Annotated in this window: 26 protein-coding genes; 18 read left to right on the top strand and 8 right to left on the bottom strand. The window is 58.9% G+C overall.

Going from position 1 to position 26,949, the window contains the following annotated elements; all coding sequences use genetic code 11:
* The first annotated feature begins 307 nt into the window (after positions 1 to 307).
* From mnmG to AB4N73_RS21710, 18 genes are all read left to right on the top strand, one after another.
* Positions 308 to 2,206, top strand: coding sequence for a tRNA uridine-5-carboxymethylaminomethyl(34) synthesis enzyme MnmG (gene mnmG, locus AB4N73_RS21795; RefSeq protein WP_252877167.1), 1,899 nt, complete (start codon positions 308 to 310; stop codon positions 2,204 to 2,206).
* Entirely contained in the window at positions 2,203 to 2,847 is a 645-nt protein-coding gene (gene rsmG / locus AB4N73_RS21790; protein WP_095182341.1) for a 16S rRNA (guanine(527)-N(7))-methyltransferase RsmG, read from the top strand. The genes mnmG and rsmG overlap by 4 nt, the downstream gene beginning before the upstream one ends.
* 18 nt (positions 2,848 to 2,865) lie before the next feature.
* Positions 2,866 to 3,663, top strand: coding sequence for a ParA family protein (locus tag AB4N73_RS21785; protein WP_016772400.1), 798 nt, complete (start codon positions 2,866 to 2,868; stop codon positions 3,661 to 3,663).
* A gap of 9 nt (positions 3,664 to 3,672) precedes the next feature.
* A complete protein-coding gene (locus tag AB4N73_RS21780; protein ID WP_007960777.1) occupies positions 3,673 to 4,545 on the top strand; it encodes a ParB/RepB/Spo0J family partition protein in 873 nt (290 codons plus the stop codon).
* A 148-nt stretch (positions 4,546 to 4,693) separates the two neighbouring features.
* Complete coding sequence (locus AB4N73_RS21775; protein WP_016772401.1) at positions 4,694 to 5,101, top strand: F0F1 ATP synthase subunit I; 408 nt, start codon at positions 4,694 to 4,696, stop codon at positions 5,099 to 5,101.
* 16 nt (positions 5,102 to 5,117) lie between these two features.
* Positions 5,118 to 5,987: a F0F1 ATP synthase subunit A gene (gene atpB, locus AB4N73_RS21770; RefSeq protein WP_016772402.1), complete on the top strand. Its 870-nt coding sequence runs from the start codon at positions 5,118 to 5,120 to the stop codon at positions 5,985 to 5,987.
* Positions 5,988 to 6,120: 133 nt separating this feature from the next.
* A complete protein-coding gene (atpE, locus tag AB4N73_RS21765; RefSeq protein ID WP_003097235.1) occupies positions 6,121 to 6,378 on the top strand; it encodes a F0F1 ATP synthase subunit C in 258 nt (85 codons plus the stop codon).
* Positions 6,379 to 6,436: 58 nt separating this feature from the next.
* On the top strand, positions 6,437 to 6,907 hold the full coding sequence (locus AB4N73_RS21760; protein WP_016772403.1) for a F0F1 ATP synthase subunit B: 471 nt from the start codon (positions 6,437 to 6,439) through the stop codon (positions 6,905 to 6,907).
* A gap of 12 nt (positions 6,908 to 6,919) precedes the next feature.
* A complete protein-coding gene (locus AB4N73_RS21755; RefSeq protein ID WP_016772404.1) occupies positions 6,920 to 7,456 on the top strand; it encodes a F0F1 ATP synthase subunit delta in 537 nt (178 codons plus the stop codon).
* Between the two features lie 21 nt (positions 7,457 to 7,477).
* Positions 7,478 to 9,022, top strand: coding sequence for a F0F1 ATP synthase subunit alpha (gene atpA, locus AB4N73_RS21750; RefSeq protein WP_016772405.1), 1,545 nt, complete (start codon positions 7,478 to 7,480; stop codon positions 9,020 to 9,022).
* A gap of 50 nt (positions 9,023 to 9,072) precedes the next feature.
* Positions 9,073 to 9,933: a F0F1 ATP synthase subunit gamma gene (atpG, locus tag AB4N73_RS21745; protein ID WP_007911960.1), complete on the top strand. Its 861-nt coding sequence runs from the start codon at positions 9,073 to 9,075 to the stop codon at positions 9,931 to 9,933.
* A 27-nt stretch (positions 9,934 to 9,960) separates the two neighbouring features.
* Positions 9,961 to 11,340, top strand: coding sequence for a F0F1 ATP synthase subunit beta (atpD, locus tag AB4N73_RS21740; RefSeq protein ID WP_016772406.1), 1,380 nt, complete (start codon positions 9,961 to 9,963; stop codon positions 11,338 to 11,340).
* Positions 11,341 to 11,385: 45 nt separating this feature from the next.
* Positions 11,386 to 11,811, top strand: coding sequence for a F0F1 ATP synthase subunit epsilon (locus tag AB4N73_RS21735; RefSeq protein ID WP_016772407.1), 426 nt, complete (start codon positions 11,386 to 11,388; stop codon positions 11,809 to 11,811).
* 116 nt (positions 11,812 to 11,927) lie between these two features.
* A complete protein-coding gene (gene glmU / locus AB4N73_RS21730) occupies positions 11,928 to 13,295 on the top strand; it encodes a bifunctional UDP-N-acetylglucosamine diphosphorylase/glucosamine-1-phosphate N-acetyltransferase GlmU (RefSeq protein ID WP_460142535.1) in 1,368 nt (455 codons plus the stop codon).
* 207 nt (positions 13,296 to 13,502) lie between these two features.
* The gene (locus tag AB4N73_RS21725; protein ID WP_016772409.1) at positions 13,503 to 14,279 is read left to right on the top strand and encodes a DeoR/GlpR family DNA-binding transcription regulator; all 777 of its coding nucleotides are present in this window, start codon (positions 13,503 to 13,505) and stop codon (positions 14,277 to 14,279) included.
* 2 nt (positions 14,280 to 14,281) lie between these two features.
* Positions 14,282 to 16,114, top strand: coding sequence for a glutamine--fructose-6-phosphate transaminase (isomerizing) (gene glmS / locus AB4N73_RS21720; RefSeq protein ID WP_056791089.1), 1,833 nt, complete (start codon positions 14,282 to 14,284; stop codon positions 16,112 to 16,114).
* Between the two features lie 75 nt (positions 16,115 to 16,189).
* Positions 16,190 to 17,116, top strand: coding sequence for a LysR family transcriptional regulator (locus AB4N73_RS21715; RefSeq protein WP_041476539.1), 927 nt, complete (start codon positions 16,190 to 16,192; stop codon positions 17,114 to 17,116).
* A 104-nt stretch (positions 17,117 to 17,220) separates the two neighbouring features.
* Positions 17,221 to 17,847, top strand: a complete 627-nt coding sequence (locus tag AB4N73_RS21710) for a glutathione S-transferase family protein (protein WP_236167828.1) — start codon at positions 17,221 to 17,223, stop codon at positions 17,845 to 17,847.
* A gap of 7 nt (positions 17,848 to 17,854) precedes the next feature.
* Here AB4N73_RS21710 and AB4N73_RS21705 read toward each other — a convergent pair whose 3' ends face one another.
* The 8 genes from AB4N73_RS21705 to AB4N73_RS21670 are packed head-to-tail and all read right to left on the bottom strand — an operon-like array spanning position 17,855 to position 26,843.
* Positions 17,855 to 18,985 (bottom strand): glycosyltransferase family 4 protein, encoded by a 1,131-nt coding sequence (locus AB4N73_RS21705; RefSeq protein WP_150637255.1) that lies wholly within the window; start codon positions 18,983 to 18,985, stop codon positions 17,855 to 17,857.
* Positions 18,986 to 20,116 (bottom strand): glycosyltransferase family 4 protein, encoded by a 1,131-nt coding sequence (locus AB4N73_RS21700; protein WP_460142534.1) that lies wholly within the window; start codon positions 20,114 to 20,116, stop codon positions 18,986 to 18,988. It abuts the gene before it with no gap.
* Positions 20,100 to 21,467 carry a glycosyltransferase family 4 protein gene (locus AB4N73_RS21695; RefSeq protein WP_460142533.1) on the bottom strand — a complete coding sequence of 456 codons (1,368 nt, stop codon included), beginning with the start codon at positions 21,465 to 21,467 and terminating at the stop codon, positions 20,100 to 20,102. The genes AB4N73_RS21700 and AB4N73_RS21695 overlap by 17 nt, the downstream gene beginning before the upstream one ends.
* Positions 21,464 to 22,717 (bottom strand): ABC transporter ATP-binding protein, encoded by a 1,254-nt coding sequence (locus AB4N73_RS21690; RefSeq protein WP_095181174.1) that lies wholly within the window; start codon positions 22,715 to 22,717, stop codon positions 21,464 to 21,466. Before AB4N73_RS21690 ends, AB4N73_RS21695 begins: the two co-directional genes overlap by 4 nt.
* Positions 22,717 to 23,514 (bottom strand): ABC transporter permease, encoded by a 798-nt coding sequence (locus AB4N73_RS21685; RefSeq protein WP_150637248.1) that lies wholly within the window; start codon positions 23,512 to 23,514, stop codon positions 22,717 to 22,719. The genes AB4N73_RS21690 and AB4N73_RS21685 overlap by 1 nt, the downstream gene beginning before the upstream one ends.
* A complete protein-coding gene (locus AB4N73_RS21680; protein ID WP_375122915.1) occupies positions 23,515 to 24,957 on the bottom strand; it encodes a mannose-1-phosphate guanylyltransferase/mannose-6-phosphate isomerase in 1,443 nt (480 codons plus the stop codon).
* Between the two features lie 3 nt (positions 24,958 to 24,960).
* Positions 24,961 to 25,932, bottom strand: coding sequence for a GDP-mannose 4,6-dehydratase (gene gmd, locus AB4N73_RS21675; RefSeq protein WP_105704732.1), 972 nt, complete (start codon positions 25,930 to 25,932; stop codon positions 24,961 to 24,963).
* A complete protein-coding gene (locus AB4N73_RS21670) occupies positions 25,929 to 26,843 on the bottom strand; it encodes a GDP-mannose 4,6-dehydratase (protein ID WP_460142532.1) in 915 nt (304 codons plus the stop codon). Before AB4N73_RS21670 ends, gmd begins: the two co-directional genes overlap by 4 nt.
* Between the last annotated feature and the right edge of the window lie 106 nt (positions 26,844 to 26,949).

Below are 26,949 nucleotides of genomic sequence, written 5' to 3'. Positions count from 1 at the left end.
CTTACACCGGTTATCCAAGGGCCTCATTGCCACATGAGCACAGAGTTTTGAACCTCTGTACACACTGTAAAACATGGCCTGTAGCGATCTATCCACAGAAATGGTGCTCAGTAAGAATAAACATAAAAACAAAGGTTTTATAAATTTCTCTTTTTTTATTCTTTTAACCTCGAGTTCTCCACAGCTGGTTAAATTTTGTGCAAAGGGTTCTTTAGAAAGGGCGAAGTCCCTATACTTGCCGACCAGGTCCAGAAACCTGGTTTCAATATTTCCTGAATGACCTACTTAAGCAGGCACGAGGTGCGTGGTGGATTTCCCTTCCCGTTTTGAAGTGATCGTCATCGGCGGCGGTCATGCCGGTACCGAGGCAGCACTGGCGTCAGCACGCATGGGGGCAAAAACCCTGTTGCTGACGCATAACGTGGAAACCCTCGGCGCCATGAGTTGCAACCCGGCCATCGGTGGCATCGGCAAAAGCCATCTGGTCAAGGAAATCGATGCCCTCGGCGGCGCGATGGCCATGGCTACCGACAAGGGCGGCATCCAGTTTCGTGTGTTGAACAGCCGCAAAGGCCCGGCAGTACGGGCCACCCGTGCGCAAGCCGACCGAATTCTCTATAAGGCCGCTGTCCGCGAAATCCTGGAAAACCAGCCAAACCTGTGGATATTTCAACAGGCTGCTGACGACCTGATCGTCGAGCAGGAGCAAGTCCGTGGTGTCGTCACACAGATGGGTCTGCGTTTCTTCGCCGATTCCGTGGTGTTGACCACCGGTACATTCCTCGGTGGACTTATCCACATTGGTTTGCAGAATTTCTCTGGCGGTCGCGCCGGTGATCCACCGTCGATTGCTCTGGCCCACCGTCTGCGTGAGTTGCCATTGCGTGTCGGGCGCCTGAAAACCGGTACACCGCCGCGTATTGATGGCAAATCTGTGGATTTCTCGGTGATGACTGAGCAGCCGGGTGACACTCCGATCCCGGTGATGTCGTTTATGGGCAGCAAGGAGCAGCATCCCCGTCAGGTCAGCTGCTGGATCACCCATACCAATGCGCGTACCCACGAAATCATCGCGGCGAACCTTGATCGTTCGCCGATGTATTCCGCTGCCGGTGAAATCGAAGGTGTCGGCCCGCGTTATTGCCCGTCGATCGAAGACAAGATTCATCGCTTTGCCGACAAGGAAAGCCATCAGGTGTTCATCGAACCGGAAGGTCTGACCACCCATGAGCTGTATCCGAACGGGATATCCACAAGCCTGCCGTTCGACGTGCAATTGCAGATCGTGCAGTCGATCCGCGGTATGGAAAACGCGCACATCGTGCGTCCGGGTTATGCGATCGAGTACGACTACTTCGATCCCCGCGACCTCAAGTACAGCCTGGAAACCAAAGTCATCGGCGGTCTGTTCTTCGCCGGGCAGATCAACGGCACCACCGGTTACGAAGAAGCCGGCGCTCAAGGTCTGCTCGCCGGCGCCAACGCTGCGCTGCGGGCCAAGGGCAAAGAAGCCTGGTGTCCGCGCCGCGATGAAGCGTACATCGGCGTTCTGGTCGACGACCTGATCACCCTCGGTACCCAAGAGCCGTACCGCATGTTCACCTCTCGCGCCGAGTACCGCCTGATTCTGCGCGAAGACAACGCCGACCTGCGTCTGACCGAAAAAGGGCGCGAGCTCGGTCTGGTCGATGACGCGCGCTGGGCGGCCTTCTGCAAGAAACGCGAAAGCATTGAGCTTGAAGAGCAGCGCCTGAAAAGCACTTGGGTGCGGCCAAATACTCCGCAGGGCGATGCTATTGCTGACAAGTTCGGCACGCCGCTGACCCACGAATACAACTTGCTCAACCTGTTGAGCCGTCCGGAAATCGATTACGCCGGTCTGGTCGAAGTGACCGGGCAGGGCGCCGAAGATCCACAGGTCGCCGAGCAGGTTGAGATCAAGACCAAATACGCCGGTTACATCGACCGCCAACAGGACGAAATCGCTCGTCTGCGCGCCAGCGAAGACACAAAATTGCCTGTGGATATCGATTACACCAACATCTCCGGTCTGTCCAAGGAGATCCAGAGCAAGCTCGGCGCCACACGTCCCGAAACGCTGGGCCAGGCTTCGCGGATCCCGGGCGTAACCCCGGCGGCGATTTCGCTGTTGATGATTCATTTGAAAAAACGCGGCGCGGGCCGTCAGTTGGAGCAAAGCGCTTGAGTGCCAAGGTCACTTCGCAACACGCCGAAGAGTTATCCACAGGAGCCCGCGAGCTCGGTGTCAATCTCACAGAAACCCAGCACAAATTGCTGCTGGGTTACCTGGCCCTGTTGATCAAATGGAACCAGGCCTACAACCTGACCGCCGTGCGCGATCCGGACGAAATGGTTTCGCGGCACTTGCTCGATAGTCTCAGCGTGATGTCGTTTATCGAAAACGGTCGCTGGCTCGATGTCGGCAGTGGTGGTGGCATGCCTGGTATTCCGCTGGCGATCCTGTATCCGGACTCGCAGGTGACCTGTCTGGACAGCAATGGCAAGAAAACCCGCTTTCTGACTCAGGTCAAACTCGAACTGAAGCTGGATAACCTGCAAGTTATCCACAGTCGCGTCGAAGCGTTCCAGCCTGCGCAGCCATTCAACGGGATCATTTCCCGGGCCTTCAGCAGCATGGAAAACTTCACCAACTGGACTCGCCACTTGGGCGATGCCGATACACGCTGGCTGGCAATGAAGGGCGTTCATCCGGCCGATGAGCTGGTAGCATTGCCGGCAGATTTCAAACTCGATAGCGAACACGCCCTGGCCGTCCCCGGTTGCCAAGGCCAACGCCATCTGCTGATACTGCGCCGCACGGCATGATTGGGAACACAAGCAAGAATGGCTAAGGTATTCGCGATAGCGAACCAGAAGGGTGGTGTGGGCAAAACCACCACCTGCATCAACCTCGCAGCATCCCTGGTCGCGACCAAGCGACGGGTGCTGTTGATCGATCTCGATCCACAGGGCAACGCCACCATGGGTAGCGGTGTGGATAAACATGGTCTGGAAAACTCGGTCTACGATCTGCTGATCGGTGAATGCGACCTGGGTCAGGCCATGCACTTCTCCGAGCACGGCGGTTATCAATTGCTGCCGGCCAACCGCGATCTGACCGCGGCCGAAGTGGTGCTGCTGGAAATGCAGATGAAGGAAAGCCGTCTGCGCAGCGCGCTGGCGCCGATCCGTGACAACTACGATTACATTTTGATCGACTGCCCACCGTCGCTGTCGATGCTCACACTCAACGCACTGGTCGCCGCTGACGGGGTGATTATCCCCATGCAGTGCGAATACTTTGCGCTGGAAGGTTTGAGCGACCTTGTGGATAACATCAAGCGCATCGCCGAGCTGCTCAACCCGAACCTGAAAGTCGAAGGCCTGCTGCGGACCATGTACGACCCGCGCTTGAGCCTGATGAACGATGTTTCGGCGCAGCTCAAGGAGCACTTCGGCGATCAGCTGTACGACACGGTGATCCCGCGCAACATTCGCTTGGCCGAAGCACCGAGCTACGGCATGCCGGCGCTGGCTTACGACAAGCAATCGCGTGGTGCCCTGGCCTATCTGGCTCTGGCAGGCGAGATGGTTCGTCGTCAGCGCAAAAATTCACGCATTGCTGCTGCTCAGCCAACTTAAGGAATCCCCATGGCCGTCAAGAAACGAGGTCTCGGACGTGGACTGGATGCACTGCTGAGTGGTCCGACGGTCAGCGCGCTGGAAGAACAAGCCGCGCAGGCCGACACCCGCGAACTGCAACACCTGCCGCTGGACCTGCTGCAGCGTGGCAAATATCAGCCGCGCCGTGACATGGACCCGCAGGCCCTGGAAGAGCTGGCGCAGTCGATCAAGGCCCAAGGCGTGATGCAGCCGATCGTGGTACGCCCGATTGGCGGCGGCCGGTTTGAGATCATTGCCGGTGAACGCCGCTGGCGCGCCAGTCAGCAGGCCGGGCAGGAAACCATCCCGGCGATGGTCCGCGATGTGCCGGATGAAACCGCCATTGCGATTGCGCTGATCGAGAACATCCAGCGCGAAGATCTCAATCCGATCGAAGAAGCCGTCGCCTTGCAGCGCTTGCAGCAGGAATTCCAGCTGACTCAGCAGCAGGTCGCCGAGGCTGTGGGTAAGTCGCGGGTGACTGTGGCTAACCTGTTGCGACTTATTGCACTGCCTGAAGTGATCAAGACAATGCTGTCGCACGGTGACCTGGAAATGGGTCACGCGCGTGCCTTGCTCGGTCTGCCGGACAATCAGCAGGTCGAAGGGGCGCGACATGTTGTCGCACGAGGACTGACTGTGCGCCAAACCGAGGCACTGGTTCGCCAGTGGTTGAGTGGCAAACCGGAGCCTGTGGAAGCTGCAAAACCTGACCCGGACATCGCTCGCCTCGAGCAGCGTTTGGCCGAGCGCCTAGGCTCTGCGGTGCAGATTCGCCATGGCAAGAAGGGCAAAGGCCAATTGGTGATTGGTTATAACTCGCTCGACGAGCTTCAAGGTGTGCTCGCACACATCCGCTGAAACATTTCCTCATGTAGCGCGCAGTCGGAAATCACTACCTGACAGTTGAATAGGGGCAGAACCGCCCCTATACTCTGCGCGCATTTTGTCGGCACAAATTATGCCAAGTTATTGAATTTCGGCAGCCGACCATTGGAGAGCAACTGTGATGGAAACCCGCACGCCAAACCGCTTGCCTTTCCATCGCCTGGCGGTTTTTCCGGTGTTGATGGCTCAATTTGTCATTCTGCTCATTGCCGCTTTGGCGCTCTGGCAATGGCATGGAGTCGTTGCCGGATACTCGGGACTTTGCGGAGGCCTGATAGCCTTGCTGCCCAATGTTTATTTCGCTCACAGGGCATTTCGGTTTTCCGGCGCCCGAGCAGCCCAGTCCATCGTCCGGTCTTTTTATGCCGGCGAGGCAGGCAAACTTATTTTGACGGCAGTGCTGTTTGCACTGGTGTTCGCAGGTGTGAAGCCACTGGCGCCGATCGCAGTATTCGGCGTGTTCGTGCTGACGCAGTCGGTCAGCTGGTTCGCTCCCCTGCTGATGAGAACAAGACTTTCGAGACCTTAGGGCGTTTGAGGCAACCATGGCAGAGACAACCGCTTCGGGCTATATCCAGCACCACTTGCAGAACCTGACTTTCGGTCAGCTACCCAACGGCGGCTGGGGCTTTGCCCACACCGCAGCAGAAGCCAAGGAAATGGGCTTCTGGGCTTTCCACGTCGATACCCTCGGCTGGTCGGTCGCGCTGGGTCTGATCTTCGTTCTTCTTTTCCGCATGGCGGCAAAGAAAGCGACTTCGGGTCAGCCGGGTGCCTTGCAGAACTTCGTTGAAGTATTGGTCGAATTCGTCGATGGCAGCGTGAAAGACAGCTTCCATGGCCGTAGCCCGGTGATTGCACCGCTGGCACTGACCATCTTCGTCTGGGTGTTCCTGATGAACGCCGTCGACCTGGTACCGGTCGACTGGATTCCTCAGCTGGCCATCCTGATCTCCGGCGATGCCCACATCCCGTTCCGCGCCGTGTCGACTACCGACCCGAACGCGACTCTGGGCATGGCGTTCTCGGTGTTCGCACTGATCATTTTCTACAGCATCAAGGTCAAGGGCATCGGCGGCTTCATCGGCGAACTGACCCTGCACCCGTTCGGCAGCAAGAACATCTTCGTTCAGGCCCTGCTGATCCCGGTGAACTTCCTGCTGGAATTCGTCACCCTGATCGCCAAGCCGATCTCTCTGGCTCTGCGTCTGTTCGGCAACATGTATGCCGGCGAGCTGGTGTTCATTCTGATCGCTGTGATGTTCGGCAGCGGCCTGCTCTGGCTCAGCGGCCTGGGCGTAGTTCTGCAGTGGGCGTGGGCTGTATTCCACATCCTGATCATCACCCTGCAGGCGTTCATCTTCATGATGCTGACCATCGTCTACCTGTCGATGGCGCACGAAGAAAACCATTAAGACCAGTCTCGACTAGTCTGATGTTCCTCCCGGTCAAACGGGAGGGAGCTCCTTGCGGGGCAGCTGAAACGATTTGTTTTACCGCTTTAATCTAAAAAACCTAAACCATACGACGTAAAAGTCGGGAGGAAAGATGGAAACTGTAGTTGGTCTAACCGCTATCGCTGTTGCACTGTTGATCGGCCTGGGCGCACTGGGTACCGCAATTGGTTTCGGCCTGCTGGGCGGCAAGTTCCTGGAAGGCGCAGCGCGTCAGCCAGAAATGGTTCCAATGCTGCAAGTGAAAATGTTCATCGTTGCCGGTCTGCTCGACGCCGTAACCATGATCGGTGTTGGTATCGCTCTGTTCTTCACCTTTGCGAACCCGTTCGTTGGTCAGATCGCTGGCTGATTACTCGGATCTTCCGGGTAATTTGGTGTGATGGACAACGTAACTGCGAGGTGTTGGCGTGAACATTAATGCGACCCTGATTGGCCAGTCCGTTGCGTTCCTGATTTTTGTACTGTTCTGCATGAAGTATGTATGGCCTCCGGTCATCGCTGCTCTGCACGAACGTCAAAAGAAGATCGCTGATGGTCTGGACGCTGCCAGCCGTGCAGCTCGCGACCTGGAGTTGGCCCAAGAGAAAGCGGGTCAGCAACTGCGCGAAGCGAAAGCTCAGGCAGCTGAAATCATCGAGCAAGCCAAGAAACGCGGTAACCAGATCGTCGAAGAGGCTGTTGAAAAAGCCCGTATCGACGCTGACCGTGTGAAGGTTCAGGCTCAAGCCGAGATCGAACAGGAACTGAACAGCGTCAAAGACAAGCTGCGTGCCCAAGTGGGCTTGCTGGCTGTTGGCGGCGCCGAGAAGATCCTGGGTGCCACAATCGATCAAAACGCGCACGCAGAGCTGGTTAACCAACTGGCTGCTGAAATCTAAGCGAGGGCGATCATGGCAGAACTGACCACGTTGGCCCGACCTTACGCTAAGGCGGCCTTCGAGCACGCTCAGGCCCACCAGCAACTGGCCAATTGGTCAGCCATGCTCGGCCTGGCAGCAGCGGTGTCGCAAGACGACACCCTGCAGCGCGTGCTCAAGGCCCCGCGACTGACGAGCGCAGAAAAGGCCGCCACGTTCATTGACGTGTGCGGCGACAAGTTTGATGAAAAGGCACGCAATTTCATCAACGTCGTTGCCGAGAACGACCGTCTCCTGCTTCTGCCGGAGATCGCCGCTCTGTTCGACCTGTACAAGGCCGAACAAGAGAAATCGGTAGACGTTGAAGTGACCAGTGCATTTGCATTGAACCAAGAACAGCAAGACAAACTCGCCAAGGTTCTCAGTGCACGACTCAACCGGGAAGTGCGCCTGCAAGTTGCGGAGGACGCTGCCTTGATTGGTGGTGTCGTGATCCGCGCCGGCGACCTGGTTATCGATGGCTCGATTCGCGGCAAAATCGCGAAACTTGCCGAAGCATTGAAATCTTGAGTTTGAAGGGGCAGCAGAGCAATGCAGCAACTCAATCCTTCCGAAATAAGTGAAATTATCAAGGGCCGCATCGACAAGCTCGATGTGACCTCCCAAGCCCGTAACGAAGGCACTGTCGTCAGCGTATCTGACGGCATCGTGCGGATTCACGGTCTGGCCGACGTCATGTACGGCGAGATGATCGAGTTTCCGGGCGGCGTCTACGGTATGGCTCTCAACCTGGAGCAGGACTCCGTAGGTGCCGTGGTATTGGGCTCCTACCAGTCGCTGGCTGAAGGCATGAGCGCCAAGTGCACCGGCCGCATCCTCGAAGTTCCTGTTGGTAAGGAATTGCTGGGCCGCGTAGTCGATGCTCTGGGTAACCCTGTTGACGGCAAAGGTCCACTGGGCAACACCGAGACCGACGCGGTCGAGAAAGTTGCTCCAGGCGTGATCTGGCGTAAGTCGGTAGACCAGCCTGTACAGACTGGCTACAAGGCTGTCGATGCCATGATCCCTGTCGGCCGTGGCCAGCGTGAGCTGATCATCGGTGACCGTCAGATCGGTAAAACCGCTCTGGCGATCGACGCGATCATCAACCAGAAAGACAGCGGCATTTTCTGCGTCTACGTAGCCATCGGTCAGAAGCAATCGACCATCGCCAACGTGGTTCGCAAGCTGGAAGAAAACGGCGCCCTGGCCAACACGATCATCGTGGCTGCCAGTGCTTCGGAATCTCCTGCGCTGCAATTCCTGGCACCGTACTCCGGTTGCACCATGGGTGAATTCTTCCGCGACCGCGGTGAAGACGCGCTGATCGTTTATGACGATCTGTCCAAGCAGGCAGTGGCTTACCGCCAGATTTCCCTGCTGCTGCGCCGTCCACCAGGCCGTGAAGCTTACCCAGGCGACGTGTTCTATCTCCACTCCCGTCTGCTGGAGCGCGCATCCCGCGTTTCGGAAGAATACGTAGAGAAGTTCACCAACGGCGCAGTGACCGGAAAAACCGGTTCCCTGACCGCACTGCCGATCATCGAAACCCAGGCTGGCGACGTTTCCGCGTTCGTTCCGACCAACGTGATTTCCATCACCGACGGTCAGATCTTCCTGGAATCGGCCATGTTCAACTCGGGCATCCGCCCTGCAGTGAACGCCGGTGTTTCGGTATCCCGTGTGGGTGGTGCCGCTCAGACCAAGATCATCAAGAAGCTCTCCGGTGGCATCCGTACCGCTCTGGCTCAGTACCGTGAACTGGCGGCATTCGCCCAGTTCGCTTCTGACCTGGACGAAGCGACCCGCAAGCAACTTGAGCATGGTCAGCGCGTTACCGAGCTGATGAAGCAGAAGCAATACGCACCAATGTCGATCGCTGACATGGCGCTGTCGCTGTATGCCGCTGAGCGTGGGTTCCTGACTGACATTGAAATCGCCAAGGTCGGCAGCTTCGAACAAGCGCTGATTGCTTTCTTCAACCGCGATCACGCCGATTTGATGGCCAAGATCAACGTTAAAGGTGACTTCAATGACGAAATCGATGCTGGCATGAAAGCCGGTATCGAGAAGTTCAAGGCCACCCAAACCTGGTAAGCCGCAGCGGGAGCCGCGAGGCTCCCGCTTGCTAACCTGATAGGTGTTACATGGCAGGCGCAAAAGAGATTCGCAGTAAGATTGCGAGCATCAAAAGCACGCAAAAGATTACCAGCGCCATGGAAAAAGTGGCGGTCAGCAAAATGCGCAAGGCACAAATGCGCATGGCTGCTAGCCGTCCTTATGCGGAGCGTATCCGCCAGGTAATTGGGCATCTGGCCAACGCCAACCCGGAATACCGCCACCCGTTCATGATCGACCGCGAAATCAAGCGCGTCGGTTATGTCGTCGTGAGCAGTGACCGTGGTCTGTGCGGCGGCTTGAACACCAACCTGTTCAAGGCCCTGGTCAAGGACATGGCGGTAAACCGCGAAAACGGCGTCGAGATTGATCTGTGTGTAGTCGGTAGCAAGGGTGCGGCCTTTTTCCGCAACTTCGGCGGTAACGTCGTTGCAGCTATCAGCCACCTGGGTGAAGAGCCGTCGATCAATGATCTGATCGGCAGCGTCAAGGTGATGCTGGATGCCTACCTGGACGGCCGTATCGACCGCCTGTCCGTGGTGTCCAACAAGTTCATCAACACCATGACACAACAGCCTACCGTGGAGCAGTTGATTCCACTGGTGGCAACCCCGGATCAGGATCTCAAGCACCACTGGGACTATCTCTACGAACCGGACGCCAAAGAGCTGCTTGACGGCTTGATGGTCCGTTACGTCGAGTCGCAGGTCTACCAGGCGGTGGTCGAGAACAACGCGGCTGAACAGGCTGCGCGGATGATCGCGATGAAGAACGCTACCGACAACGCCGGTGATTTGATCAGCGATTTGCAGCTGATCTACAACAAGGCGCGTCAGGCTGCGATCACCCAAGAGATCTCGGAAATCGTCGGCGGCGCTGCCGCGGTTTAACGGTTCAAATATTCAGAGGATCCAGCTATGAGTAGCGGACGTATCGTTCAAATCATCGGCGCCGTTATCGACGTGGAATTTCCACGCGACAGCGTACCGAGCATCTACAACGCGCTGACTGTACAAAGCGCGGCCGCAACCACTCTGGAAGTTCAGCAGCAGCTGGGCGACGGCGTGGTGCGTACCATTGCGATGGGTTCCACCGAGGGCTTGAAGCGCGGTCTGGAAGTCACCGACTCTGGCGCAGCCATCTCCGTACCGGTCGGTAAAGCGACCCTGGGCCGGATCATGGACGTCCTCGGTAACCCGATCGACGAAGCTGGCCCGATCGACACCGAAGAGCGCTGGGGCATTCACCGCGCAGCACCTTCGTTCGCCGAGCAAGCAGGCGGCAACGACCTGCTGGAAACCGGCATCAAGGTTATCGACCTGGTCTGCCCGTTCGCCAAGGGCGGTAAAGTCGGTCTGTTCGGTGGTGCCGGTGTAGGCAAAACCGTAAACATGATGGAACTGATCCGTAACATCGCCATCGAGCACAGCGGTTATTCCGTGTTCGCCGGTGTGGGTGAGCGTACTCGTGAGGGTAACGACTTCTACCACGAGATGAAGGACTCCAACGTTCTGGACAAAGTGGCACTGGTTTACGGTCAGATGAACGAGCCGCCGGGAAACCGTCTGCGCGTAGCTCTGACTGGCCTGACCATGGCCGAGAAGTTCCGTGACGAAGGTAACGACGTTCTGCTGTTCGTCGACAACATCTATCGTTACACCCTGGCCGGTACTGAAGTATCCGCACTGCTGGGCCGTATGCCTTCGGCAGTAGGTTACCAGCCGACCCTGGCTGAAGAGATGGGCGTTCTGCAAGAACGTATCACTTCGACCAAGGAAGGTTCGATCACCTCGATCCAGGCGGTATACGTACCTGCGGACGACTTGACCGACCCGTCGCCAGCGACCACCTTCGCCCACTTGGACGCCACCGTCGTTCTGTCTCGTGACATCGCTTCCCTGGGTATCTACCCGGCGGTAGATCCACTGGATTCGACTTCGCGCCAGCTGGACCCGAACGTGATCGGTCAGGACCACTACGACACCGCTCGCGGCGTTCAGTATGTTCTGCAGCGTTACAAAGAGCTGAAAGACATCATCGCGATCCTGGGTATGGACGAGCTGTCGGAAGCCGACAAACAGTTGGTTAACCGTGCTCGTAAGATCCAGCGCTTCTTGTCGCAGCCGTTCTTCGTGGCTGAAGTCTTCACCGGTGCTTCGGGTAAATACGTTTCCCTGAAAGACACCATTGCTGGCTTCAAAGGCATCCTCAACGGTGACTACGACCACCTGCCAGAACAAGCGTTCTACATGGTTGGCGGCATCGAAGAAGCGATCGAGAAAGCCAAGAAACTGTAATCCCGGCGCCCGGCAACGGGCGCTAATTTAGGTTGAGGCAATCAGATGGCTATGACAGTCCATTGCGATATCGTCAGCGCGGAAGGGGAAATCTTTTCCGGCCTGGTCGAGATGGTGATTGCGCACGGTGCACTGGGTGATCTTGGTATCGCTCTGGGTCACGCGCCGCTGATCACTAATCTCAAGCCGGGTCCGATCCGCCTGATCAAGCAAGGCGGGGAAGCCGAGGTGTTCTACATCTCCGGTGGTTTCCTCGAGGTTCAGCCGAACATGGTCAAGGTACTTGCCGATACCGTGCAACGTGCCGCCGACCTGGATGAAGCTCAGGCTCAGGCAGCTCTCAAGGCTGCCGAGAATGCCCTGAACGAAAAAGGCGCGGACTTCGATTACGGCGCCGCTGCCACTCGTCTGGCCGAGGCTGCAGCCCAGCTGCGCACCGTCCAGCAGATCCGCAAGAAGTTTGGCGGTTAATCCGTCATCCGCTTGTTGTGCGATTGATAAAAAAGGGTAGCCTCGGCTACCCTTTTTTCTTTTCCGAATTTCAAACCCGGTCGCAGTTGCTGACCACCCAGGATTGGTAGCCAGTCATGTCTCTCGAAATCGTTATCCTCGCGGCCGGTCAAGGCACGCGCATGCGCTCGGCGCTGCCCAAAGTGCTGCACCCGATTGCCGGCAACTCCATGCTCGGTCATGTTATCCACAGCGCTCGGCAACTTGATCCACAACGCATTCACGTGGTGATCGGTCACGGTGCCGATGTGGTGCGTGAGCGGCTGGCAGCTGATGACCTCAATTTTGTGTTGCAGGACAAGCAACTGGGCACTGGCCATGCCACCGCCCAAGCGGTGCCGTTCATTGATGCCGACACTGTGCTGATTCTTTACGGCGATGTGCCGCTGATTGAAGTCGATACCCTGCAACGTCTGCTCAAGCATGTCGTGCCGGGCCAGATGGGTTTGCTCACTGTCGAGCTGGATGACCCGACCGGTTACGGCCGCATCGTGCGTGATGCTGACGGCAAGGTCGCGGCAATCGTCGAGCACAAAGACGCCAGCGAAGCGCAACGTGCCATCACCGAAGGCAACACCGGCATCCTCGCTGTGCCGGCCGATCGTCTGGCGGACTGGATGAGTCGCCTGTCGAACAACAACGCGCAGGGCGAGTACTACCTCACCGACGTGATCGAAATGGCGGTCAGCGATGGTCTGGTGGTTGCCACCGAACAGCCGCACGACCCGATGGAAGTGCAGGGCGCCAACGATCGCAAGCAGCTCTCTGAACTGGAGCGTCATTACCAGTTGCGCGCCGGCCGCCGCCTGATGGCTGAGGGCGTGACCCTGCGTGACCCGGCCCGCTTCGACGTACGCGGCGAAGTCAGCGTCGGTCGCGATGTGCTGATCGACATCAACGTGATCCTCGAAGGCAAGGTCATCATTGAAGACGACGTACAGATCGGCCCGAACTGCGTGATCAAGGACAGCACCCTGCGCAAAGGCGTGGTGATCAAGGCCAACAGTCATATAGAAGGCGCCATTCTCGGTGAAGGCAGTGACGCTGGTCCGTTCGCGCGGTTACGCCCGGGCACTGTGCTCGAAGCGCGCGCCCACGTGGGTAACTTCGTTGAGCTGAAAAATGCACACATGGGCGAGGGTGCCAAGGCTGGCCATCTGACCTATCTGGGCGACGCAGAAATCGGCGCACGCACCAACATCGGCGCCGGCACCATCACTTGCAACTACGATGGCGCCAACAAGTGGAAAACCGTGCTGGGTGCTGATGTGTTCATCGGTTCCAACAACTCGCTGGTCGCGCCTGTGGATATCTCCAACGGTGCGACGACTGCGGCCGGCTCGACCATCACGCAAAATGTGGATAACGCTCAGTTGGCGGTAGGCCGAGCCCGCCAGAAGAACATCGACGGCTGGAAGCGGCCGGAAAAAATCAAAAAATCCTGATTTATCCACAATCCCCTGTGGGAGCGTGCCTGTTCGCGAATGCGGTCTCTCCGTCACGTCTTGAGTGGCTAGGACTCCCCTTTCGCGAGCGGGCTCGCTCCCACAGTCATTTCAATCTTTCTGAATTTTTCTCTTCGTGTCTTGACGGCAACCTTTCGATAGAGTTTCATTGCTTGCGTTATCTTTCGAATCGAAACTTAAGTCGCCATGTCCAAGCGTAACACTCCCCAACGTCGCCATAACATCCTCGCCTTGCTCAATGAGCAGGGCGAAGTCAGTGTCGACGAGCTGGCCAAGCGTTTCGAAACTTCGGAAGTTACGATTCGCAAGGATCTCGCCGCGCTGGAAACCCATGGTCTATTGCTGCGTCGTTACGGCGGTGCGATCACCATGCCGCAAGAGCTGGTCGCAGAAACGGCGCAGAGTATTTCCAAATACAAACAGGCGATCGCTCGCGCGGCGGTAAAACGCATCCGCGAGCACGCGCGCATCATCATCGACAGCGGCAGCACCACCGCCGCGATGATTCCCGAGCTGGGCCAGCAACCGGGTCTGGTGGTGATGACCAACTCGCTGCATGTTGCCAACGCCTTGAGCGAACTGGAACACGAGCCGGTGCTGCTGATGACCGGTGGCACCTGGGATCCGCACTCGGAATCCTTTCAGGGCCAGGTCGCCGAGCAGGTACTACGCTCTTACGACTTCGACCAACTGTTCATCGGCGCCGACGGTATCGATCTGGTTCGCGGCACCACAACCTTTAACGAGTTGCTCGGCCTCAGCCGGGTGATGGCCGACGTTGCGCGAGAAGTGATCGTCATGGTCGAGGCCGACAAGATCGGTCGCAAGATTCCCAACCTGGAGCTGCCCTGGAGCAGCATCCATACCCTCATTACCGATGATCGCCTGTCTGTCGAGGCACGCGATCAGCTTCAGGCCCGCGGGATCACTTTGATCTGTGCGGCTGTCAGTCAGGAGAAATAACCATGTGTGGCATTGTCGGCGCTGTAGCTGAACGTAATATCACCGCCATCCTTCTCGAAGGCCTGAAGCGCCTCGAATACCGGGGCTATGACAGCGCCGGTGTGGCGGTTTATACCAATGACCAGACCCTGGAACGCATGCGCCGTCCGGGCAAGGTCAGTGAGCTGGAAACCGCCCTGACCGAACAGCCGCTGTCCGGTCGTCTCGGTATCGCCCACACCCGTTGGGCGACCCATGGCGCGCCGTGCGAGCGCAACGCTCACCCGCATTTTTCCGGTGACATTGCAGTGGTGCACAACGGCATCATCGAGAACCACGAAGCTCTGCGCGAACAACTCAAAGCCTTGGGTTACTCTTTCAGCTCGGACACCGACACTGAAGTCATCGCCCACCTGCTGACCCACAAGCTCAAGGAACAACCGGACCTGACTGCCGCGCTCAAAGCGACCGTCAAGGAACTGCATGGCGCCTACGGTCTCGCAGTGATCAACGCACAGCAACCGGATCGTCTGGTCGCCGCGCGCAGTGGCAGTCCATTGGTGATCGGCCTGGGTCTGGGCGAGAACTTCCTCGCTTCCGACCAACTCGCTCTGCGTCAGGTCACTGACCGCTTCATGTACCTGGAAGAAGGCGACATCGCTGAAATCCGTCGCGACAGCGTGCAGATCTGGGACGTGAACGGCAACGCTGTCGAGCGCCAGACCGTGCAGTACACCGATGGTGCCGAAGCCGCCGACAAGGGTGAGTTCCGCCATTACATGCTCAAGGAAATCCACGAGCAGCCGGCCGTGGTCCAGCGCACTCTCGAAGGTCGCCTGGGCAACAATCAAGTGCTGGTTGAGGCCTTCGGTCCACAAGCTGCCGAGCTGTTCGCCAAAGTGCGCAATGTGCAGATCGTCGCCTGCGGCACCAGCTATCACGCCGGCATGGTCGCGCGTTACTGGCTCGAAGAACTGGCCGGTATTCCGTGCCAGGTGGAAGTCGCCAGCGAATTCCGTTATCGCAAAGTGGTGGTGCAGCCTGACACGCTGTTCGTGACCATCTCGCAGTCCGGCGAAACCGCTGACACCCTCGCGGCGCTGCGCAATGCCAAGGAGCTGGGCTTCCTCGCCAGCCTGGCGATCTGCAACGTCGGCATCAGCTCGCTGGTGCGTGAATCCGACCTGACCCTGTTAACCCAGGCCGGCCGCGAAATCGGTGTGGCCTCGACCAAAGCCTTCACCACGCAACTGGTCGGCCTGTTGCTGCTGACTTTGTCGCTGGGTCAGGTGCGCGGCACTCTGGCCAATGGCGTCGAAGCCACGCTGGTCGAAGAACTGCGTCGCCTGCCGACCCGTCTCGGCGAAGCGCTGGCGATGGACAGCACCGTGGAAAAAATCGCCGAGCTGTTCGCTGAGAAAAACCACACCCTGTTCCTCGGCCGCGGCGCGCAATTCCCGGTAGCAATGGAAGGTGCCTTGAAACTCAAGGAAATCTCCTACATCCATGCCGAAGCCTACCCGGCCGGCGAGCTCAAACACGGGCCGCTGGCACTTGTGGATAACGACATGCCAGTGGTGACCGTCGCGCCGAACAACGAACTGCTGGAGAAGCTCAAATCCAACCTGCAGGAAGTCCGCGCTCGCGGCGGCGAGTTGATCGTGTTCGCGGACGAAAAGGCTGCGATGACCAACGGCGAAGGCACTCACGTGGTGCAGATGCCGCACATCCACGACATTCTCTCGCCGATCCTTTATACGATTCCGCTGCAACTGCTGTCGTATTACGTCGCCGTGCTCAAGGGCACCGACGTTGATCAGCCGCGCAACCTGGCGAAATCGGTCACCGTGGAATAAGTTATCCACCGTTGATCTACGCTCCCACAATCGCAGCCTCGGCTGCGATTGTCGTATCCGCCGCCGAGGAATCCCATGGACCGCTTTCAGGAAATGCAGATCTTCGTTGTCGTCGCCCAGGAGCAAGGCTTTTCGGCGGCGTCGCGGCGTCTGGGGCTGTCGGCGGCGAGCGTCACCCGGGCGGTAGCGGCGCTGGAGCAGCATATCGGTACGCAGCTGCTGGTGCGTACCACGCGCACCGTGCATCTCACCGAAGCCGGGCAGCGTTATTTCGATGACTGCCGGCGGATTCTTGCCGAGGTGCAGGAGGCCGAGGATTCGGCGGCGGGCAGCCATGCCTTGCCGCGCGGGCAGTTGACGATTACTGCGCCGGTGTTGTTCGGCGATCTGTTCGTGACGCCAGTGATGGCCGATTACCTTTGTCGTTATCCGGATGTGTCGATCAACGCGTTGTTGCTGGATCGGGTGGTCAACATGGTCGAGGAGGGCATTGATGTCGCGGTACGCATCGGTGAGCTGCCGGACAGCAATCAGCATGCGATCCGAGTTGGGGAAGTGCGGCGGGTAATCTGCGCTTCGCCGGGGTTTCTGGCTGAACATGGCCGCCCGGAGCATCCGCAGGCATTGGCCGGGCTGCCGGTGGTGGCGACGTCGGCGATCGGTCAGCAACGCAACTGGCCGTTTCTCGACGGCGGTGAAGCACTCAGTGTGCGCACCGAACCGCGCCTGACCGTCACGGCCAATCAGTCGGCGATCACCGCTGCGCGCAAAGGCCTGGGCCTGACGCGAGTGCTGTCCTATCAAGTGGCGGACAAAGTCGCGGCGGGGGAGCTGGAAATCGTCCTCGCCGAGTTTGAATTGCCGCCGTTGCCGATCCATGTGGTGTATCAAGGCGGGCGCAAGGCACCGGCGCGGATCCGCAGTTTTGTCGACTTCGCCGTGAAGGCGCTACGCGAGCATCCGGCCTTGAGCGCAGCGGCGTTATTGCACGAGATGAAATAATCGATTGCAGCGGCTGGTTATTCTGTTGTTCCGGCAACCCATAGATGATGACTCCATCGGCGCGCTCATTCCCGTAGCGACGTCACTTTTCAGCGGAGTCGACCATGCAAGCGATCAAACTCTACAACTTTCCCCGTTCCGGTCACGCCCACCGCGTCGAGTTGATGCTGTCGCTGCTGCAACTGCCGACCGAGCTGATCTTCGTCGATTTGGCCAAAGGTGAGCACAAGCAGCCGCAGTACCTGGCGATCAACAGCTTTGGCCAAGTGCCGGCGATTGATGACAACGGCGTGGTGCTGGCCGATTCCAACGCGATTCTGGTTTATCTGGCGCAGAAATATGGCAACGGACGCTGGCTGCCGGCCGACCCGGTGGGCGCAGCGCATGTGCAGCGCTGGCTGTCGGCAGCGGCGGGACCGATTGCCTTTGGCCCGGCGGCGGCACGCCTGATCACGGTGTTTGGTGCGCAACTGAATGCCGAGGAAGTCATTGGCCGTGCGCACAACCTGCTCAAGGTCATGGAGCTGGAGTTGGGTAAAACTGCGTATCTGGCGGGCGAAGAGCCGACCATCGCTGACGTGTCTGCCTACAGCTACATTGCGCATGCCCCGGAGGGCAATGTCTCGCTGGACGACTACGCCAACGTTCGCGCCTGGCTGGCACGAGTCGAAGCGTTGCCGGGTTTTGTCGCAATGCCGCGCACGGTGGCCGGGTTGCAGAAAACCGCGTGACCTCCACTCAAGCGTAGGACAGAGCCTTTTCAGCCAGCAGTTCCTGATACAGCTCTGTCCACTTGCGGCCCATTTCATCGGCAGTGAATAACTGCCGATAGCGCGCTTCCGCTTTGACGCCCATCTCGGCGGCACGCTCAGGGTTGTCCCATAGCGTACGCATGGCTTCCCGAAAGGCCTGTGGATTGCTCGGCGGCACCACCAGTCCGGTTTCGTTGTGGATATTGATGAAACTGGTGCCGGTGCCGATTTCGCTGGAGATCATCGGTTTACCGTACATCGCGCCTTCGAGCAACGAAATCCCGAAAGCCTCGGAGCGCAGGTGCGAAGGAAATACGATCGCGTAACTCAATTGCAGCAACGCCACTTTGTCCTGGTCACTCAGACGGCCGAGGAAATGAATATTGCGCAGGCCCAGCGCGGCGGCCTGTGCATGCAGTTCCTGCTCCAGCGGACCGGCACCGACAATCACCACGGGATAATCGATGTCTTTGAGCGCATCGAGCAGGATGTGCAGGCCCTTGTAATAACGCATCACCCCGACGAACAGAAAAAACTTATCCCCAAGCTGTTGGCGCCAGCGGTTCATGCGTTCGGTATCGGGTTGTGGATAACCTGCTTTATTCAGGCCGTAGGGGATAACGCGGGTCTTGTCCTGAAATTGCTGCAGCACATCGCTGGTGTGCAGATAGTTCGGCGATGCAGCAACGATGCGGTCGGCGCTGGCGAGGAAGCGATTCATCAGTGGCCGATAGAGCTTGAGCAGATGCTTCTGGCGAATGATGTCCGAGTGATAAGTAACTACGCTCGGCTTGTTCACAGCGCTGGCGAAATGCACCAGGTCCATGAATGGCCACGGGAAGTGATAGTTGATCACGTCGGCTTCGGCGGCTAGCTCACGGAACTGCTTGAACACACTCCAGGAAAAGCCAGTGGAGGCGAACTGGACATCCAGCTTCGCCCGATGTACTTCGTGCTGACCCAGTTGCACCACGGGCGGTGTCGGATTGGTGCTGAGGGTCAGCACTTGCCCATCGATGCCATGCTGAGCGCCGCTTTCGCACAACTGAAAGATGACTTGTTCGATGCCGCCGACCGAATCGGGCAGGTACGTCTTGAAGAAATGAAGAACGCGCATTCAACCTCCCATGGCCTGGCGGTAGGCACCAGCCGTAGCCTGTGCACAACGTTGCCAGGAAAAAAGTGCCGCCTGCTGCAATCCCGCTTCGCGGCAGGCCTGCCAATGCAGCGAGTCGTCGATCAGCCGGCCCATTGCATCACGCAGACCCTCGGCATCGTCCGCTTCAATATAGTTGCCAGCCGCGCCAGCCACTTCCGGCATCGCCGAAGAACGGGTGGTCACCACCGGCGTGCCACTGGCCATGGCTTCCAGCACCGGCAAGCCAAAGCCCTCATACAACGACGGAAATATCAGCGCCCGGGCGCCGGCCAGCAGTTGCGCCAATAGCTCATCGGGCAGATAGCCGAGCAGGCACACGTGGCCGCTGGCCAGTGCCTGGCGCAGTGGCTCGTTGAACTGTTCGCGCTGCCATCCGGCCATGCCTGCAATCAACAAGGGAAAGCGCTGGCGCACGGCGTCTGGCAGCAGGGCGTGGGCCTGCAACGCCAGGCTCAGGTTCTTGCGCGGCTCCAGGGTGCCGACACAGAGGAAATATTCCCGTGCCTGGACGGCGTGAGCCTTGAGCACACTGTCGATTTCCTCAAGTGGCCGGGGACGGAAGCGCTCGGACACACCCAACGGCGCCACAACGAATTGCTGTGCAGGGAGATTAAAGTAGGCCTGCGCCTCGTCAGCGATCGCCTGCGAATCGGTCAGAATGACCCGCGCCTGCTCCACACCGGCGGCCAGACGACGTTCGATTTCCCTCAAACGTGCTGGTGGTTGGGTTTCTGGAAAATGCAGGTGCGTCAGGTCATGCAGGGTGATCACGGTCGGACCGTCGAAGGCCAGCGGCCACAGGCTAGGCTCGTGATAAAGATCAATCTTTTGTGCACGCACCTGATCGAAACGTTTCTGCTCCAGCCAGCGGCGTGCCTGATAGGCCCCGGGAATTTTTCGCAGCAATGGCGTCATGCGCGAGTAGCCGGGCATGGCCGCGTCCGGCAGGGCCGAACTCCAGCCCCAGCCATGAAACAGGCTTACGTCCACATCAGGTTCGCTGCGCAAGGCGTTGACCAGTTCGGCGACGTAGTGGCCGATGCCGGTGCGCGGCGCTTGCAGGATGCGGGCGTTAAGAGCAATGCGCATGCGGCCTCGCTTGCACGCGCAGGGCCTGCTGAACATGGGCAAGGCTGCGTGTCGCCAACTGCTCACTGGCCTCGCGCCAGCCGATCCAGCGCCAGTCAGCGACGTCGCGGGCGGCGGGAAACTGTCCGCTGCGCTGATAGGTTTCGATCAGATCGGCAAGGCTTTGTGGATCCAGCAGATCGAAATACGCCATGAACTCGCCACCGATTTCGCGGAATACCGCGACGTCGCTGCCCATCGCTGGCAAACCGCGCTGCATGGCTTCTACCAGTGGCAGGCCGAAGCCTTCGACAAACGAAGGAAACACCAACGCGCTGGCCTGCGCATAGGCGTATTCGAGGCTGGTGTCGCTCAGGTCATTGAACATGAACAGGCGCCGATTCAGTTCCGGATGATTGCGGATTCGCTCAAGCAGCGCCTCGCATTTCCAGCCGATACGCCCGGCGATGCACAAGCGTGCGGTCGAACCGGCAGCCCAGGCGCGTTCGAAGGCGTCGAGCAGGTACCCATGGTTCTTGCGCGGCTCGATGGTGCTGACCATCAGAAAAACCGCTTCGGTCGCAGTGAACAGGTCACTCAGGCGCGGTTCGACCGTGGCTTCGCTGTGCTGCAGATCGAGCTCGGACCCCAGATAAAAGTAATCGAACCAGCGCTTTTCAGTCTGCTCGGCACCGACTCTGCGTTGCAATTCACCACGCACCTGATCACGCACTGCGGCGGAAATCGCCATGTAGCCATCGGCCGTGCGGGTGATCCAGTCGAACCACTCATTGAAAACTTCGACCAGCCGCGTGTCGTAAAACTGCGGATGCGTCAGCGGAATAAGGTCGTAGATCACCGCGATCATGCCGACGCCGTCGCGTTTGAGCTGCTCGACATGGGCGAAAAAGTCCGAGTGCCAGGATGAATCCAGCAGCACCAGTTGATCGCCCGGGTGGTGTTGAAGCGGCGAGCAACGTTTAAGCAGCTGCCTGCGATTGATCCGTCTGACGAGCCGAATCGGCAGGCCGAGCACGGCAAACTGGGTCAACCGATAGCTGGCGTAAAGGAGCCGCCGCGCCAGTTTCGAAGTGCATAGCGCATCGCGGCGCTGATGCCACTGCCAGAAACGATGGGCGAGGCGCTCCAGGCGTTCACCGAAGGTTTCGAGGCTGTTCCAGAACGGTGTATCGAGTGGCGCCAGTTGCAGCACGCGGTAGAGCTGGCTATTGATCACCACCACCGGCATGCACTCGACGCCTTCAGCGCTGGCGGGCAACTGCTTGATGACATTGCGCACCACGCGCTGGATCCCCGAATTGATCTTGGGGTGTTTGAATACGTGAGTGCATTCAACCAAGAGGCGGGTCATGGCGCACGCTCGACAGGCCGGGCCTCGGTGTCGCGGCTGATGGTGGTTTTAGCGTCCAGCCAGGTACAGCCGACGAAGTCTTCCCGACGGCTGTTGATCACCTGGAACACCATCCCGTAGTCACGCCACTCGAAATTGCGATCCAGATGTGAGTCCAGACGCGACAGGCTCAGCGACACCGAATAGTTGCCTTTGCCCAGGCCCATGATGAAGGCGAAGCGATAGGTGAAGCGTTCACCGGCGCGCAGATCGGTCAATGCCTTGTTCAGCCGGTGGGTGTTGATGCCGTACATCATCTGGCCGAGGCGATCCTTGAGAATGAAGCCCAGCACCAGCCGTTCGATGTCCTTGCGCACTTCGACCTGCACTTCGAGCACCACCGGTTGGCCGACTTCAACAGCCTCAATGCTGCGCTGGTTTTCATCGAGCAGGCGTACGCTCAGAATCGCCGCCTCGCCGGTGCCGGAGACCGTTTGCACCTCGCCGCCGGCGAGCGTTTCCTGGCGTACTACCTGACCCTCACGTTCGGCCATCAGCGCATTGTAATAATCGAGAACCGGCTCCGGTTTGCCGCGCATGGCCACGCGCCCATCCTTGAGCAGGATCGCCGAGTCGCAAATCGACTGAATCGCGAAGCGATCATGGGACACGATCAATAACGTCGTGCCGGATTTGCGAAAGCTGCGGATGCGTTCGAAGCTCTTGTGCTGGAAATAGGCATCACCCACCGACAGCGCTTCGTCGACGATCAGGATGTCCGGGCGCCGGGCGGTGGCGACACTGAACGCCAGGCGCATCTGCATGCCGCTGGAGTAAGTGCGGACCGGGTGATCGATGGCTTCGCCGATTTCGGCAAAACGCTCGATATCGGGCATCAGGGCCTGGATTTCTTCAAGCTGCATGCCCAACAACTGACCGGCCATGATTGCGTTCTGCCGACCGGTAAAGTCTGGGTGGAAACCCATGCCCAGCTCCAGCAGCGCTGCGACGCGCCCTTGCAATTCAATCTTGCCTTGGGTGGGTTGAGTGGTGCCGGTGATCATTTTCAGCAAGGTGCTTTTGCCTGCTCCGTTGGCGCCGACGATACCCACCGCTTCACCCGGAGCAATCTCGAATTCGACATCTTGCAGTACCCAGTGCTGTTGATGCCGAAGCGGCGAAAACGGAATCAGCCACTCGGCCAGCCGTGCCCAGCGGTTTGGGTATTGCTTATAGGCCTTGCCCAGGCCGGTGACGCGAATATGTCCCATCAGAGTTCATCCACCATTTCGCCGACGCGCTGGCGAAACAGCCGCAGACCGATCAGACAGAACACCACGCCAGTAATGAAAACCGGCAGCAGCGAACTCCATACCGGCCACTGACCGTAGAGAAACAGGTTCTGATAACTGCTGAACAGGTTGGTCAGCGGGTTGAGTTGCAGCAGGCGCTGCACCCATTCCGGCAGGATCGTGACCGGGTAGACGATCGGTGTCAGCCAGAACCAGAACTGCAGGCAGATGCCGAACAACTGGCCGACATCGCGAAAGAACACGTTCAACACCCCTAGGACCATGCCCAGCCCGGCGCAGAACATCATTTGCAGAGCAATCAGCGGAATCAGCGCCAGCAAAGCCATTCCCGGCCAGCGCCCGGTGATCAGCAGAAAACCGAGAAACAGACTGATGATGATGGCGAAATTGATCCCGGCATTGATCAATACAATCACCGGCAGGCAGATCCTCGGGAAGCTGATTTTCTTCAGCAGGTTGGCGTTTTCCAGAAACATGTTCTGACTGCGCAGGGTTATTTCGGAAAACAGTCCCCAGGCCAGCAGACCAGCGCACAGGTAGACGCTGTAGGCCATGCTGTCGTCCACACCCGGTAAACGTGCGCGCATGATCTGGGAAAAGATCACCGTGTAGACAATGATCATCGACAGCGGATTGAAAATCGGCCATAGCGCGCCGAACAGCGAATTGCGATAACGCGCTTGAAACTCGCGCTGCACGCTGCCGAGGATGAATCCACGGTAGCTGTGCAGCGAGCGGTACAGGGAAAGCAGCATTCAGACCGTCCTGCCATATTGATCTTCGAAGCGAACGATATCGTCCTCGCCCAGATATTCGCCGCTTTGCACTTCAATGATGACCAGATCGATCACCCCGGGGTTCTCCAGGCGATGCTTGTGGCCGGCGGCGATGAACGTTGATTCATTCTTGGCGACCAGGGTCGTGCCGGAACCGTTGTTGGTGACCTTGGCCATGCCTTCGACCACCACCCAGTGCTCGTTGCGGTGATGGTGCATCTGCAACGACAACTTGCCACCGGGTTTGACCACGATGCGCTTGATCTTGAAACGCGGGCCTTCCTCCAGAACGGTGTAGGTGCCCCACGGACGGCTGACCGTACGATGCAGGCGATAGGCTTCGTGGGACTTGTCCTTGAGTTGCTTCGCCACGCGGCGTACATCCTGCGCACGGTCGGCATGGGCCACCAGCACCGCATCGGCAGTATCTACAACGATGAGATTATCCACCCCGACAGTCGCCACCAGCCGGCCTTCGCTCTGCACGAAGTTGTTGTGGCTGTCGATGAAGATCGCTTCGCCGCTGGCGCGGTTGTTGTCGGCATCGGCGGGAATCAGCGCGGCGACCGCGCTCCACGAACCGATGTCGCTCCAGTCGAAACCGGCAGGTACCACCACTACTTTTTCCGAGCGCTCCATCAGCGCGTAGTCGATGGAGATGTCGGTGATTTCGGCAAACAGCGTCGGTGACAGCTCCTGTTGCAGGCAGCCGACCGTTTCGACCGGTGCGCTGACGGCCATGCAGGCGCGGGTCTGTTCCAGCAACTCGGGTGCGTGCAGTTGCAGTTCGGCAATGAGCGTCGCGGTGGTGAAGCAGAACATCCCCGAATTCCACAGGAAGTTGCCGCTCTCCAGGTAATGCGTGGCGGTATGCAGGTCGGGTTTCTCGACGAAACGCTGCACCTTGGCCGCGCCTCTGGCGTCCAGCGGCGCACCGGTTTCGATATAACCGAAGCCGGTTTCCGGGGCGGTCGGAACCACGCCGAAGGTCACCAGATAACCGTCCTTCGCCAGATTCACTGCGTGCTCGACCGCACTCTTCAGGGCGTCCTGATTGACGATCAAGTGATCGGCCGGCATCACTACCATGACCGCGTCGTCACCATGCAGCGCCTGCAATGACAGTGCTGCCGCTGCGATCGCCGGTGCGGTATTGCGCCCGCTCGGCTCCAGCAGAAAGTGCCCGCGATGGCGCGACACATGCGCCGCGCAGTAGTGATCCTTGCTCTGGAAGTAATACTCGCGGTTGGTCACCGTGACGATGTCGCCCCAGCCGTCCAGCAACGCCGCCGCACGTTGGTAGGTCTTGCCCAGCAGCGACTGGCCGTCGGGCAGGGCCATGAACGGCTTGGGGTGGCCCTCGCGGGACACCGGCCACAAACGGGTGCCGGCACCGCCGGACAGAATCACCGGAATCAGCATGGCCTACTCCTTGGCGACGCGTTTCATGTCCGCATCCATCATCATGCGGATCAAGGTATCCAGGTCGGTTTTCGGTTTCCAGCCCAGCACACGCTGGGCCTTGGCCGGGTTGCCGAGCAGCACTTCGACTTCGGCCGGGCGGAAAAACGCCGGGTCGATCTTCACGTAGTCACGGTAGTTAAGGCCGACGTGATCGAAGGCAATGCGGCACATTTCGCGCACGGTGGTGGTGACGCCCGTGGCGACCACAAAATCGTCGGGTTTGTCCTGTTGCAGCATCAACCACATGGCCTCGACGTAATCGCCGGCAAAGCCCCAATCGCGCTTGGCGTCAATGTTGCCAAGAGCCAACTCGTGCTGTTTGCCCTGCTTGATGCGCGCGGCAGCGTCAGTGACTTTGCGGGTAACGAATTCGATGCCGCGCAGCGGTGATTCATGGTTGAAGAGGATGCCGCTGCTGGCGTGCAGGTTGAAGCTTTCGCGGTAGTTGACGGTGATCCAGTGGCCGTAGAGCTTGGCTACGCCGTAAGGGCTGCGTGGATAGAACGGGGTGTTTTCGTCCTGCTGCTCTGCCTGGATGAGGCCGAACATTTCGCTGGTCGAGGCCTGATAGAAGCGCGTGTGCGGGCTGAACTGACGGATCGCTTCGAGCAGGTGTGTCACGCCCAATCCATCGACGATGCCGGTGGTCACCGGTTGATCCCAGGAGGCGGCGACAAAACTCTGTGCGGCGAGGTTGTAGACTTCGTCCGGTGCCGATTTGATTACCGCACGCTGCACCGAGCAGGCATCGGCCATGTCGCCGTCGAGGTAGACAATGTCGGCTTCGACACCCATCTCGCGCAGGCGCCAGCGTGAATCGCTGCTGCGTCGAGCAACGAGGCCGTGAACCTTGTAACCCTTGTCCAGCAGCAGTTTGGCCAGATAGGCGCCATCCTGGCCCGTGATCCCGGTAATCAGTGCACTTTTTGTCATTGTTGTCGTACTCGCATCTCCCAGTCGGACAGGATCGCCCGCAGGGATTGTTGTGTGGTGATGGCTGGCACCCATCCTGTGGCGTTGGCCAGTTTTGCGTGGCTGCCGCAGACGCGGCGCTGGTCGGCGCGACGCATGCGCGCCGGATCCGGCACCAGTTCAACGTCGACTTCGGCCAGATCGGCCAATTGCTCGATCAGGCTGCGAATGCTTTGCTCGCGGCCCGAGCAGATGTTGTAGACCTGCCCCGGTGTGCCGTTTTCCAGCAATGCGAAGTACGCGCGAATCACATCGCCGACATCGAGGAAATCGCGGGTCACGTCGATATCGCCGACTTGCAGTTGCGGTGCTTGCAGGCTCTGTTTGATGCGGCAGATCTGCCGGGCTGCGCTAGCGATGACGAAGCTGTCTTTCTGCCCGGTGCCGATGTGGTTGAACGGACGCGCCACCAGCACCGGCCAGCCTTCACTCAGGCCCCATTGCAAGCTGAGGAACTCCGCTGAAAGTTTGCTCACCGCGTAAGGATTGCGCGGCAGCGGCGGTTGTTGCTCGGTGATCGGCAGGTGCTGCTCGCCGACTTGCCCGTAAACGTCGCCGGAGCTGACGTACAGGAAAGTGCCGGCAAAGCCGCGAGCCTTGAGCGCCTGCAACAGGTTGAGGGTGCCGAAAAGATTGATATCGAGGGTGCGGGCCGGGTCACGAAAGGCTTCCGGCACGAAGGTCTGTCCGGCCAGATGAATGACTGCATCCGGCATCTCGGGCCAAAGGTCGATGAGGCTGTCGGCGTTCGTAAGGTCGTAGGCCGATGCGGCAGGCAGCAGCGCCCACGACGATCCCGGCGAAGCCAGACGAGACTGAATGTGTTGTCCCACGAAGCCGCTGAGGCCCGTGACGAACAGACGTTTTTTCAAACAGCGACCCCTTGGTCATGACTCGCGCCGCTTTCCCGGATGCTTTTGGGATAAGTCTGAAATACAGCGGGGAATATCCGCGCAAACAGCAGGCGAAGCCGTTGTT

This window comes from Pseudomonas sp. S3_B08 (assembly GCF_054667725.1).
Note: the sequence above shows the minus strand (reverse complement) of the source record. Positions and strands in the feature narration are given on the sequence as shown.